Source organism: Lysinibacillus sp. GbtcB16 (assembly GCF_019091145.1).
In the GTDB taxonomy this organism is placed as follows: domain Bacteria; phylum Bacillota; class Bacilli; order Bacillales_A; family Planococcaceae; genus Lysinibacillus; species Lysinibacillus fusiformis.
Genome location: NZ_JAGXJV010000001.1, coordinates 418852 through 431069 on the forward strand (window position 1 = coordinate 418852; position 12218 = coordinate 431069).

The 12218-nt window shown below is 37.8% G+C and carries 13 protein-coding genes; 11 read left to right on the top strand and 2 right to left on the bottom strand.

Annotated elements, in window-relative coordinates:
* Positions 1-2: 2 nt before the first annotated feature.
* The 3 genes from rpe to spoVM are packed head-to-tail and all read left to right on the top strand — an operon-like array spanning position 3 to position 1441.
* Positions 3-671 carry a ribulose-phosphate 3-epimerase gene (rpe, locus tag KVT27_RS02040; RefSeq protein ID WP_036123898.1) on the top strand — a complete coding sequence of 223 codons (669 nt, stop codon included), beginning with the start codon at positions 3-5 and terminating at the stop codon, positions 669-671.
* Positions 668-1321: a thiamine diphosphokinase gene (locus KVT27_RS02045; RefSeq protein ID WP_217580579.1), complete on the top strand. Its 654-nt coding sequence runs from the start codon at positions 668-670 to the stop codon at positions 1319-1321. The genes rpe and KVT27_RS02045 overlap by 4 nt, the downstream gene beginning before the upstream one ends.
* 18 nt (positions 1322-1339) lie before the next feature.
* Positions 1340-1441 (top strand): stage V sporulation protein SpoVM, encoded by a 102-nt coding sequence (spoVM, locus tag KVT27_RS02050; protein WP_099805045.1) that lies wholly within the window; start codon positions 1340-1342, stop codon positions 1439-1441.
* Positions 1442-1560: 119 nt separating this feature from the next.
* Here spoVM and rpmB read toward each other — a convergent pair whose 3' ends face one another.
* Together rpmB and KVT27_RS02060 are read right to left on the bottom strand one after the other, a co-directional pair.
* Positions 1561-1749, bottom strand: a complete 189-nt coding sequence (rpmB, locus tag KVT27_RS02055; protein WP_004227417.1) for a 50S ribosomal protein L28 — start codon at positions 1747-1749, stop codon at positions 1561-1563.
* 187 nt (positions 1750-1936) lie between these two features.
* Positions 1937-2680, bottom strand: a complete 744-nt coding sequence (locus KVT27_RS02060) for an IclR family transcriptional regulator (RefSeq protein ID WP_036123904.1) — start codon at positions 2678-2680, stop codon at positions 1937-1939.
* A 282-nt stretch (positions 2681-2962) separates the two neighbouring features.
* On the opposite strand from KVT27_RS02060, the gene KVT27_RS02065 reads away from it, so the two are divergent.
* The 8 genes from KVT27_RS02065 (at position 2963) to sdaAA (ending at position 12110) form a co-directional block, all read left to right on the top strand.
* Positions 2963-3835, top strand: a complete 873-nt coding sequence (locus KVT27_RS02065) for a dimethylarginine dimethylaminohydrolase family protein (protein WP_036123906.1) — start codon at positions 2963-2965, stop codon at positions 3833-3835.
* A gap of 16 nt (positions 3836-3851) precedes the next feature.
* Positions 3852-4613: a dimethylarginine dimethylaminohydrolase family protein gene (locus tag KVT27_RS02070; RefSeq protein WP_036147407.1), complete on the top strand. Its 762-nt coding sequence runs from the start codon at positions 3852-3854 to the stop codon at positions 4611-4613.
* Between the two features lie 111 nt (positions 4614-4724).
* The gene (locus tag KVT27_RS02075; RefSeq protein WP_036147410.1) at positions 4725-6152 is read left to right on the top strand and encodes an amino acid permease; all 1428 of its coding nucleotides are present in this window, start codon (positions 4725-4727) and stop codon (positions 6150-6152) included.
* 36 nt (positions 6153-6188) lie between these two features.
* Positions 6189-7793: a M20/M25/M40 family metallo-hydrolase gene (locus tag KVT27_RS02080; protein ID WP_217580581.1), complete on the top strand. Its 1605-nt coding sequence runs from the start codon at positions 6189-6191 to the stop codon at positions 7791-7793.
* Between the two features lie 351 nt (positions 7794-8144).
* A complete protein-coding gene (locus KVT27_RS02085; protein WP_008173742.1) occupies positions 8145-8504 on the top strand; it encodes an Asp23/Gls24 family envelope stress response protein in 360 nt (119 codons plus the stop codon).
* An 18-nt stretch (positions 8505-8522) separates the two neighbouring features.
* Entirely contained in the window at positions 8523-10172 is a 1650-nt protein-coding gene (locus tag KVT27_RS02090; protein WP_217580583.1) for a DAK2 domain-containing protein, read from the top strand.
* Between the two features lie 352 nt (positions 10173-10524).
* Entirely contained in the window at positions 10525-11187 is a 663-nt protein-coding gene (gene sdaAB, locus KVT27_RS02095; protein ID WP_036123920.1) for an L-serine ammonia-lyase, iron-sulfur-dependent subunit beta, read from the top strand.
* 14 nt (positions 11188-11201) lie between these two features.
* Entirely contained in the window at positions 11202-12110 is a 909-nt protein-coding gene (sdaAA, locus tag KVT27_RS02100) for an L-serine ammonia-lyase, iron-sulfur-dependent, subunit alpha (protein ID WP_217580585.1), read from the top strand.
* Positions 12111-12218 lie beyond the last annotated feature (108 nt).

The window sequence follows — 12218 nt, forward strand, 5'->3', positions numbered from 1 at the left end:
TGATGATACAAATAGCACCATCAATTTTAGCAGCGAATTTTGCAAAATTAGGAGAAGAAGTAAAAGAAGTAGAGCAAGCAGGTGCAAAACTAATTCATATAGATGTGATGGATGGTCATTTTGTGCCGAATATTTCATTTGGCTCAATCGTATTGGATGCTATCCGTCCATTAACAGATTTACCATTAGATGTGCATTTAATGATTGAAAATCCAGATCAGTATATTGAACAGTTTGCTCAAGCTGGAGCAGACTATATTACCGTACATGTTGAAGCTTGTCGTCACCTACATCGTACAATTCAATTAATCCGTTCGTATGGTATAAAGGCGGGGGTCGTTTTAAATCCACATACACCGATAGAATCTATCCAGCATGTTCTTGAAGATATCGATATGGTATTATTAATGACTGTCAATCCAGGGTTCGGCGGACAAAAATTCATTCATTCGGTTGTGCCTAAAATCGAGGCTTTATCTACATTGATTAAAGAGCGTGGGTTGGACATCGCCATTGAAATTGACGGTGGCATTACAGCTGAAACGATTGTTCCATGTGCACAGGCAGGGGCGACAATTTTTGTGGCAGGATCAGCCATCTATAGTAAAGAGGATCGAACAGCTGCGCTTCAAGAAATCTTAGCGGCTGGTGAGGCAGCGATTAACGGATGACGACAGTCGTTGTTTGTGCAGGTGGTCCAAAACAAGAGCTGTGTTCATTCACACCGTTTCAACAACAACAGGACGTAGTGTTTATTGGCGCAGATCGTGGTGCTTTATATTTAATTGAGCAGGGGATTACGCCACATGCAATTGTTGGAGATTTTGATTCTTTGTCAGAAGAAGAATATCAGCGGGTGTTGGCGTGGACAAATGATCAACAACGTTTTCAAGAAGAGAAGAATGAAACAGATACGGATTTAGCCTTGCTTAAAGCATTTACGTATGCACCAGAAGAAATTATTTTGACAGGTGTTACAGGAGGGCGTCTAGATCATTATGAGGCAGCTGTTCGTTCTATATATCGTTTACAAAAAGAGCATCCACACATTGTATTGAAGATTATTAATCATACAAATATGTTACAATTTTTATTGCCAGGTACACATGCTATTTATGCAGATAAACGATACCGTTACTTATCCTTCTTTGCTCATGAAGAGCCGATAAAAGATGTGACATTAAGGCAAGTGAAATATGAAACGACGAAAGAAGAAATTTCTTTAGGCACATCCCGATTTACAAGTAATGAAATAATAGGAACTTCAGGGTCTATATCTTTCTCAAGAGGCATATGTTTAATGATAAGAAGCATAGATTAGCATAAGGGGGAGAGAGTCCTGAAAGTATATACGTTCCAATTGCCGAAATTCGTTAGTAGTATTACGCGCACGTGTATTAACCTATTTAAAAAAGATAAGAAAGTAAAAAAATCCGACTAATAGTAGTCGGATTTTTTCATTCTTTGCTATATGTAGATTTTTACTGCAGTAATCATTCTATAACCAAAGAAAAAAATCGATTTACGCTCAAAGCGAAATCGATTTTTTAGAAGCGTCGATTAAACGCGCTCGATTTTACCTGATTTTAATGCACGAGCAGAAACCCATACACGTTTTGGTTTACCGTCAACTAAGATACGAACTTTTTGAAGGTTAGCACCCCAAGTACGTTTGTTAGCGTTCATAGCGTGGGAACGGTTGTTACCAGTACGAGCTTTACGTCCAGTGATTACACATTGTTTTGGCATGTTGTATTCCCTCCTTACTGTTGATGCTGAAAGATTATTATATTTCAGTTCGGTATTTCACATACCATAATAATTTAACATACGATGGCGTTCAGTGCAATAGTTTTCACGTAACCTTTCAAGAAAAAAACCTTTACAGGCAAAATTGATGAACAAAAATAGATTTTCTTTGAAGGAAGCAGTTCTTCTAATCTTTTCCTCGATAACCAAGTTTCAGTGAGATGTGTTTTCCGGTATTTACCAAACGTTCAATGAGTGTTTGAATGTGCTCTTGAGAAACATTAAAGCTGACAAAACCGATGCTTACTGCTCCTAATACTTCACCAAAACCATCTAAAACGGAAACGGCAATGGAGGAAGTACCAGCCGTTCGTTCTCCGTGACTAATCGCATAACCTTGTTGTCGAATTTGACGAAGTTGCTCCTCCAGTTCAGGCATTTCATCTTGCATGACTAGTTGTTCTAATATTTCTTTTGATTGTGCGTCAGACATAGAGGCGAGAATGGCTTTATTGGCTGCTCCAATATGTAGCGGTATACGAATACCCAGCTGGTCATAAATACGAATTGGATTGGCAGCGCTATCTATTCTTTCAATAATAATTGTGTCTAAGCCTGCTGGCTTACTTAAATAGACACTTTCCTCAACATCTCTTGCTAATCGCTCTAGCTCTGGTCGGATTTTGCTAATATAATCCATCGTATCATAGACTTGCAAACCGAGTTCCATCCAAATGGTCCCGAGTCGATAATGTTTAGTTTGTTCATCTTGCTCAATCATTCCTTGATTAATCATCGCTTTTAAAATTCTATGTAAAGTACTTAGAGGTAAATCACATTTTGTTGAAAGCTCCGAAATGGACAAGCTACTGTCATTTGCTTCAGAAGCTAAAACCTTCGCAATAGTCATAGCCCGCTCTAATAATTGCATTTGTCCTACCTCCTTTTCTCCTATTTTATTTTTATTCTCTATCTACGTCTAGTTCCAATCTTACTGAGACATGAGTTCATTAAATACAAAAAGTAAGAGAATATCCTTTTTAAAAAATTTAGACATAATTCAACAGGGCTTACTGAGAGTAGTTTGAAAAGAATATGAAAAATAAAAGTTTTCTAAATATATTGACAGTATAACATAAAACGCATATATTTTTCATATAAACTTTCCTCTAAACGGAAACGTTTTCCACTACACGGAAAAGGAGTGAAGGGAATGCATTATTGCTCGTCGATGTATACACCTTTAAAACACGTAATAGTAAAACATCCAAAAGATGCCTTTCGAAGTCAGAAGCATCTTAGTGATGAATGGAAAACTTTTAACTACCTATCTGAGCCCAACTTTGAAGAAGCATTAAAGGAATATGCAGAATTTGTTGAGATTCTTAAGAAGTACGTGGACACAATTGATTATCTACCACTTTCAGATGAGGTAGGGTTGGACTCGCTTTATGCCCATGATCCAGTCAAATTTACGCCGAACGGTGCCATATTATTAAAGTCTGGAAAAAAATTAAGACAGCCAGAAGCTTCCATCTACAAAGAATTTTTAAAGGACAAGGGTATTTCCATAATCGGAGAACTCACTGGAGATGCAGTGGCAGATGGTGGAGACATTGTTTGGTTAGATGATCGAACACTTGCTGTTGGGAGAGGTTATCGAACAAATGATGAGGCCATTCGTCAGCTAAAAGAAATGACAGCTGAAATGGTAGATGAATTTATAGTGGTACAGCTACCACATGATTTAGGTGAAGCTGAATGCTTACACCTTATGTCTTTCATTAGTATGGTTGATAAAGATTTAGCAGTTGTACATTCCCGTTTAATGCCTGTATTTTTCCGCCAACTACTGGTGGAAAGAGGTATTCAGTTAGTGGAAGTACCAAAGGATGAATACGATACACTTGGCTGTAATGTGTTAGCGCTTGCACCTAGAGTTTGTGTTATTCCTGAAGGAAACACGGTCACAAAACAGCAACTAATTGAAGCTGGTGCAAGGGTATTTGAATATAAAGGTCAACAAATTTCGGTATTAGGAACAGGCGGACCTACATGTCTGACTTGTCCGGTAATAAGAGCATAAAAGGAGAGAAAAGAATATGTTTAAAAATGTTATTGTTAAAAATCCAGGAAATAGTTTTGTAAACGGTTTAACAACTAGTGATTTAGGAAAACCGATTTTAGAGAAATTATACGAGCAGCATGACAAGTATGTAGAAGCTTTAAAAAAGTGTGGGGTTGAAGTAACACAATTACCAGCGAATGAGGCATTTCCTGACTCAACATTTGTGGAGGATACAGCAGTTTTAACACCAGAATTTGCTATCATCTCAAATCCAGGAGCTGCTGCCCGTAACCGTGAAATTGAAGATATCGAACCTGCTGTAAAGCAATTTTACGATAAAATTTATTATATAAAAGGATCTGGAACGCTTGATGGAGGGGACGTATTACAGGCTGAAAAGAAATTTTATGTAGGAATTTCAGATCGTACAAATGAAGAAGGGGCACAACAATTTAAGGAAATCGTTGAACAAGAGGGGTATGAGGCGACGATTATCCCATTAAAAGAATTCTTCCATTTAAAAACAGGTATTGCTTATGTAGGAGATAATCGTATGGTGCTAGCTGGTGAGTTCGTAGATCATCCGGCATTTGAATCCTATGATAAAATTATTATTCCAAAGGAAGATGAATATTCTGCTAACTGTATTCAAGTCAATGATTATATTATTATTCCAGCAGGATACCCGGACACAAATCGTAAATTACTCGATCTAGGTTATCAAACGATTGAACTTGAAATGTCTGAATTTAGAAAACATGATGGTGGCTTAAGCTGCTTATCATTACGTTTTTAAGTAAAACTACTTGAACCCAATCAATTTAAAAATGATAAATTGGTTGGGTGCTTTTGTTATTTATATATCAGAATATTCAATAAATTCACATTATATGGGAGGGATGGATAAATGTTGGATAAAGGGGATCAAGTTCACCATCAACAATTAAACCGTTCAATGAAAAGTCGTCACTTATTAATGCTTTCTCTTGGAGGGGTTATCGGAACAGGGTTATTTTTAAATGTAGGCTATACCATTAATCAAGCAGGTCCAGGTGGAGCACTGATTGGTTATTTATTTGGTGGGTTAATTTTATTTATGGTAATGAACTGTCTAGGGGAATTAGCTGTTTACATGCCTGTTACTGGTTCCTTTCAAACATATGCTACTCGTTTCATTAGCCCTTCAGCGGGATTTTCATTAGGCTGGATGTACTTTGTCGGTTCAGCAGCGACAGCGGGAGTGGAGTTTACAGCTGCCGGAATTTTAATGCAGCATTGGTTTCCAGATATACCTATTTGGATATGGTGTGCTGTATTTATGGTTCTTTTATTTGTCTTAAATGCCTTAACTACAAAGGGGTTTGCTGAAGCAGAATTTTGGTTTGCGAGTATTAAAGTAGTCGCAGTTATTGCCTTTATCATAATCGGTGGGGCGGCTATTTTTGGATTGATTCCGTTAGCAGATCGTCCAACACCTCATCTCACAAATTTAGCACCATCTGGCTTATTCCCAGCAGGTATTACCATTATTTTTGTCACGATGATGAATGTTATTTTCTCATATCAAGGGTCAGAGCTTGTGGGAATTGCAGCTGGTGAAACCGAAAATCCCGAAAAAAATATTCCAAGAGCTATCCGGACAATACTTTTTAGAATTATTGTTTTTTATATTGCTTCTATTATTGTATTATCAGCCATTTTCCCATCATCAGAGCTTGGCCTAATGGAAAGTCCATTTGTCACGTTGATGAATTTGGCGGGTGTTCCCTATGCAGCTGGTATCATGAATTTTGTTATTTTAACAGCGATTCTATCCGTTGGTAATTCATGTTTATATGCGTCAACTCGTTTATTGTTCTCGATGTCTCATGAGGGAATGGCACCAAAATTATTTGGTCGCCTTACTAAAAATAAAGTGCCACTAAATGCACTGATCTTTACAATGGTTTTCTCACTCTTATCATTACTAACAAGTGTGATGGAAGCAGATGCGGTATTTGTTTTATTAATGTCGATTGCAGGAATATCTGTCACGATTTCATGGATGGGGATTTGCGCTTCACAATTAATGTTCCGCTATCGTTATATTAAGTCGGGTGGAAATTTAGCTGATTTAAAATTTAAGACTCCTTTATTTCCATTAATACCGATATTTTGTATTTTCTTTTGTTTAGTTATTCTGATCTTTTTAGCATTTGATCCAACGCAAAGAATCGGCCTATTGTATGGCATTGGCTTCTTTATGGCTTGTATGATTTTTTATCGATTGAAATTAAAGAAAGCACCTATGGCTACTACAGATACCGAAAATGAAGAGTCATTAGATATTCGTTAAGAACCTTAAACGAATGAGATTTAAAGGAGAATTTTTATGGATAATTATATGTGGAATACACCAGAAAAACTGCGAGCACTACTTTGCGAAATTGTCAGCTGGGACAGTAGAACATTGACTGAGGGTGAAAATGAATTTGCCTATAAATTGAAAAATAAATTGATGGCGCTTCCATATTTCAATAAGCATCCTGAGTTGATTGAATTGCATGAGGCTGGTTTAGGAAGAAACGCTGTAACGGCACTATATAAACATCCCGCTGCAACCGACACGGTAGTGCTAATTAGTCACTTTGATACAGTGCATACGGAAGAATATGGAGAGTTAGAGCCTCTAGCTGTTTTCCCAGAGGAATTGACTAAAAAGCTGATGGAGCCTAAGTACAAAAAGGATTTACCAGAAACTGCTAGATTGGATTTGGAATCAGGCAATTATTTGTTTGGTCGTGGCACAATGGATATGAAAATGGGGTTGGCATTACACATGCAGCTAATTGAAAAGGCAAGCTTCGAGCAATGGCCAATCAACCTGATTTTAACGACGGTTCCCGATGAAGAAGTAAATTCAGCAGGAATGAGAGCTGCTGTAGTGGAGCTTGTAAGAATACGAGAACAGTATGATTTAACGTATCAATTATTTTTAAATAGTGAACCGTCTTTTTCACAAGGACCATCTGATACGAATGAATATATTTACTCAGGCACCATTGGTAAGATAATGCCCGCCGCACTGTTTTATGGGAAGGAAACACATGTCGGTGAGCCTTTAAAGGGAATGACAGCAAATTTCATTGCATCTTATATGACGCAGCATATGGAGTGGAATCCTCTTTTCCGCGAAACAGATTTAGGAGAGAGTACACCACTACCAGTCTCTTTACAGCTAAAAGATTTGAAAATGGAATATTCTACACAAACGCCATATCGTGCTGCGGCTCTGTACAATGTATTTTTATTAAAACGTACAGCAGCAGAAGTGATGGATATATTTGAACAGGTCGCATGTGAAGCAATGACGGCCTGTAACGAACAGTATATGCAAATTTGCAAACGAGAAAAAGTACAAGGTGTTGGGACAATCAAAGTATTGCGATATGAGGCTCTCTTAGAACATGCCATCCGGAAACTGGGAGCTGCCGAAGTCGATTCTATCAAATCTCAAGTGCTTCAGCATAGTACGTGGGATGATCGTGAAAAGTCAATACGCATCGTTGATCAGCTTATGATACGTTGTCAGGAATTAGCACCAGCTACTGTCCTGTTATATGCTCCACCTTATTACCCTGCTATTAATTCATCCACTCATCCACTTATTATAAAATCGATTGAGTTAATGAAGAAAACGGCGCAAACTTTCGATGTTGAGGTGGAACAAATCCATTATTTTAATGGAATTTGTGATTTAAGCTATGTGAACTATACAGATGAATCAGATGAATGGTTAGCCTTCGAACGCAATACACCTGTATGGGGGGATACGTATAGTATTCCATTTAAAGAAATGACCGCTTTACAAGGGCCGGTCTTAAATGTAGGACCATTTGGTAAGGATGCGCACCAAAAAACAGAAAGATTACATGTGGATAGTGCCTTTAAAGAAATGCCAGTTATGATCGATACCCTTATAAAAAATTTAATTTAATGCAATATAAAGTTGATGCTTTCATAGTATCAACTTTTTTATATCTAGAATGGACTGTGATGTTTAAGATAAATATAAAGAGGCCATATTGGCATGTGTCCTAATAAGATTTTGAGGTAAGGGCATATATAAATAGGCTATAAGCTTGCTGACCGAGCGTTATACGTCATAAAACAATTAGGAGGAAATAAATTTTATTGTAAGAACGCCATTTTTGATGAATTCGTAAATACGTCGATTTAAAGTCACAAAACGTTGCTACATAGCCTTTCTTTACCCCCTTAGGTTGCTTAAATTACAACGAAAGTGTTACAATATAGTTTAGTCAAAAAGAGCCAAGGGGGCATTTCTATGTCAATTGAATTAAACAGTGAATTCGGCCAAATTGATATTTCAACAGATGTACTTGCACAAATTGCTGGTGGTGCTGCTGTAGAATGCTACGGGATTGTTGGCATGGCATCAAAACATCAAATTCGTGATGGTCTAACTGATATTTTACGTAAAGAAAACTTCGCAAAAGGTGTTGTGATTCGACAACAAGACGACGATTTACATATTGATATGTACATTATTGTTAGTTACGGGACAAAAATTTCGGAAGTTGCTTACCAAGTACAGTCGAAAGTGAAATATACAGTAGATAAAACATTGGGTATGAGCGTAAAATCTGTCAATATCTTTGTACAGGGCGTTCGTGTAGCGAATTAAGAGGAGGAACTAAATCGAATGCAGTCTTTAGACGGTATAAAGTTTGCAGAAATGGTAAAAATGGGTGCGCATCACCTATTCCAAAATGCAAATTATGTAGATTCATTAAATGTTTTCCCGGTACCGGATGGTGACACAGGGACAAATATGAACTTATCGATGACATCTGGTGCAAAGGAAACTGAGCTTTATGCTTCAGAGCATATTGGTAAAACGGCACAGGCCTTATCAAAAGGTTTATTAATGGGTGCGCGTGGAAATTCAGGTGTAATCCTATCACAATTATTCCGTGGATTTGGAAAATTCATTGAAAAAGAAGCAACAATTGATGCGAAAGGTTTTGCAGGTGCCTTCCAAGCTGGGGTAGATACAGCATATAAAGCAGTCATGAAACCTGTTGAAGGAACTATTTTAACGGTTGCTCGAGAAGCGGCGAAAAAAGGCGTAGAAGTGGCAGAAACTGAAACCGATATCATTGCGATAATGGAAGCTTTTACTGTAGAGGCAAAGGCATCGCTAGATCGAACACCGGATTTATTACCTGTTTTAAAAGAGGTAGGGGTTGTCGATAGTGGTGGCCAAGGATTATTGTTTGTATATGAAGGGTTTTTAGCTTCTTTAAAAGGCGAGCCTCTTCCTGAGAAAAATGATGCGACATTAGATGATTTAATCAATGCGGAGCATCATAGAGCTCAAGACTTTATGAAAACTGAAGATATTGAATTTGGCTATTGTACAGAAATAATGGTACGTTTAGAAGATGGGAAAGAGCCATTTAATGAGGAGCAATTCCGTCAAGAATTAAGTCCTTTAGGTGATTCTTTACTTGTTATTTCAGATGAAGAAATTGCCAAGGTTCATATCCATTCTGAGCAACCAGGCTCTGTTTTATCAATTGGACAAAAATATGGTAGTCTTATGAAAATAAAAGTCGATAATATGCGTGAACAACATTCAGCTATCGTCGGTGAAGAACATAAGGCACCTACGACAACGAAAAAATTGGAAAAACATCCCTATGCTATTGTAACAATTGCGATGGGTGAGGGTGTTGCAGGATTATTGCGTTCGATCGGTGCATCTTATGTCATTGAAGGTGGTCAAACGATGAACCCTTCAACAGAAGATATCGTTAAAGCAGTACAAGAAATTGGTGCAGAAAAAGTTTTAATTCTACCTAATAATAAAAATATAGTGATGGCTGCAGAGCAAGCTGTTGAGCTTTTAGAAATTGAAGCAGCAGTTGTCCCAACGAAGACAATTCCGCAAGGTATGGCTGCAATTTTAGCGTTTAATCCTGAAGCGGCTGTAGACATAAATAAAAAGACAATGACGGATGCATTTGCCAATGTAAAGACGGGTCAAGTAACTTATGCTGTGCGTGATACATCTATTGATGGTGTTGAAATCCATAAAGATGATTTTATGGCGTTAGCAGAAGGGAAAATTGTCCTTTCTACACCAGCTTTAAAAGATGCAGCTGAAAAAGTAGTCGTTGATTTAGTTGATGAGGATGCTGAAATTGTAACAGTCATTTATGGAGAGGATACAACTGAACAAGATGCTACAGAGTTAGTAGCATTCATTGAGAAGAACTATCCAGACGTAGAAGTAGAATTATTTAATGGAAAACAAGGGTTATACCCATATATTATTTCGGTAGAATAATTACATGCTACTTTGCTATTCCGTAAAGAAAGCAGTGCACAAAATGTGTACTGCTTTTGTTTATGCTACAAAGAGAGTATTATCTATATTTAGTCGTAAACATACGTACTATTCATAGTTAAATGTACGTATGTAGAGGATATAAAAAATGGAAATATTGGAATATCAACGATTTTCATTAAGTGTGCACACGTTATGGACAATGTATAACATATCTCGATTGGCTACAAATTATAGTAGTGGTAATTTTCTGAAAGCTGACAAATTAAATACTTTACTTTTGTGGTAACTATCAAGCATGATATAAGTAAATATAAATATTATTATAGGAATAGAATAGAGGGGTGTTTGTATGAAATTTACTTCGGTTTTTGATATTATTGGGCCAGTCATGATTGGGCCTTCCTCCTCTCATACGGCAGGGGCAGCTCGTATCGGACGAGTTGCAAGGGATTTATTTGGTAGACAACCTAAGTGGGCGAAAATTCATTTATATGGTTCGTTCGCAGAAACGTATAGAGGGCATGGGACAGATGTTGCAATCGTTGGAGGCTTATTGAACTACGATACATTTGATGAACGTATTAAAACGGCATTTGAAGAGGCAGAAAATGCAGGGTTGGAATATGAATTTATTCCAGAAACAGCTAATACGGAGCATCCAAATACGGCACGTCTAGTTATTGGAGACGATGAAGGTGAAATGTCTGTCGTCGGTATTTCTATTGGTGGCGGTAAAATAGAAGTAAGTGAAGTAAATGGCTTTAAATTACGTTTAACAGGTGGTATGCCAGCAATCCTTGTGGTACATGATGACCGTGCTGGCTGCATAGCGAACGTAGCCAATTGCTTAGCGATGCACGAAGTTAATATTGGACATATGGAAGTATCACGTATAGAACGAGGTTTAACGGCTTTAATGGTTATTGAAGTCGATCAAAATATAGAAGACAAAGTACTACAGCAGATTTCATTAATCCCATATATTACAAAAGTATCAAAGATTAATAACTAAGGGGGTGTCCCAAGATGGACGTTTTATTTCATAATGTTCGCGAGCTTGTGGAACGAGCAGAACAGGAAGATAAATTAATATCAGAAATTATGATTGAACAGGAAATGTTGATAACTGGCAGAACACGAGAAGAAATCATTCAACAAATGGATCGAAACCTAACGGTGATGGAAGAAGCGGTAGAACGCGGCTTACAAGGTGTACAATCTGTTACAGGTTTAACAGGTGGGGACGCCGTATTACTTCAAAATTACATTGCACAAGGAAAATCATTATCAGGTGATTTATTATTAGATGCAGTAAGTAAAGCGGTTGCAACCAATGAAGTCAATGCAGCAATGGGAACAATTTGTGCAACGCCAACAGCAGGTTCAGCTGGGGTTGTACCAGGAACTCTTTTTGCGGTAAAAAATAAACTAAATCCAACGCGTGAGCAAATGATTCGTTATTTATTTACATCAGGTGCATTTGGCTTTGTTGTGGCTAATAATGCTTCCATCTCAGGTGCTGAAGGTGGCTGCCAAGCAGAGGTTGGTTCAGCAGCAGGTATGGCTGCGGCAGCTATCGTTGAGATGGCTGGCGGAACACCGCAACAATGTTCAGAAGCATTTGCGATTACGTTAAAAAATATGCTTGGCCTTGTTTGTGATCCAGTAGCAGGCTTAGTGGAAGTACCATGTGTGAAACGGAATGCTATGGGCGCTGCTAACTCTCTTGTAGCAGCAGATATGGCGCTTGCAGGTGTGACAAGCCGAATTCCATGTGATGAAGTAATTGGAGCGATGTATCGCATTGGACAATCTATGAGTCCAAACCTGAAAGAGACGGCACGCGGTGGTTTAGCCGCAACGCCAACAGGTAAATCAATTAGCAAGGCCATTCTCGAAAATGGTGGATTACAAAGTATTAAAGCTATCCAATAAAACATGAAAAACATGCTATCTTATCAGGTAGCATGTTTTTACGTTGGTTCAATTAAGAGTGTTTTTAGTATAATGAATGGGTACGAGATACAAATCATTAGATGGGTT

What these genes read in the sequence shown, in the direction of transcription:
- rpe (WP_036123898.1), top strand. Translation starts at nt 3, where the DNA reads ATGATACAAATAGCACCATCAATTTTAGCAGCGAATTTTGCAAAATTA.
- KVT27_RS02045 (WP_217580579.1), top strand. Translation starts at nt 668, where the DNA reads ATGACGACAGTCGTTGTTTGTGCAGGTGGTCCAAAACAAGAGCTGTGT.
- rpmB (WP_004227417.1), bottom strand. Translation starts at nt 1,749, where the DNA reads ATGCCAAAACAATGTGTAATCACTGGACGTAAAGCTCGTACTGGTAAC.
- KVT27_RS02060 (WP_036123904.1), bottom strand. Translation starts at nt 2,680, where the DNA reads ATGCAATTATTAGAGCGGGCTATGACTATTGCGAAGGTTTTAGCTTCT.
- KVT27_RS02065 (WP_036123906.1), top strand. Translation starts at nt 2,963, where the DNA reads ATGCATTATTGCTCGTCGATGTATACACCTTTAAAACACGTAATAGTA.
- KVT27_RS02070 (WP_036147407.1), top strand. Translation starts at nt 3,852, where the DNA reads ATGTTTAAAAATGTTATTGTTAAAAATCCAGGAAATAGTTTTGTAAAC.
- KVT27_RS02075 (WP_036147410.1), top strand. Translation starts at nt 4,725, where the DNA reads ATGTTGGATAAAGGGGATCAAGTTCACCATCAACAATTAAACCGTTCA.
- KVT27_RS02080 (WP_217580581.1), top strand. Translation starts at nt 6,189, where the DNA reads ATGGATAATTATATGTGGAATACACCAGAAAAACTGCGAGCACTACTT.
- KVT27_RS02085 (WP_008173742.1), top strand. Translation starts at nt 8,145, where the DNA reads ATGTCAATTGAATTAAACAGTGAATTCGGCCAAATTGATATTTCAACA.
- KVT27_RS02090 (WP_217580583.1), top strand. Translation starts at nt 8,523, where the DNA reads ATGCAGTCTTTAGACGGTATAAAGTTTGCAGAAATGGTAAAAATGGGT.
- sdaAB (WP_036123920.1), top strand. Translation starts at nt 10,525, where the DNA reads ATGAAATTTACTTCGGTTTTTGATATTATTGGGCCAGTCATGATTGGG.
- sdaAA (WP_217580585.1), top strand. Translation starts at nt 11,202, where the DNA reads ATGGACGTTTTATTTCATAATGTTCGCGAGCTTGTGGAACGAGCAGAA.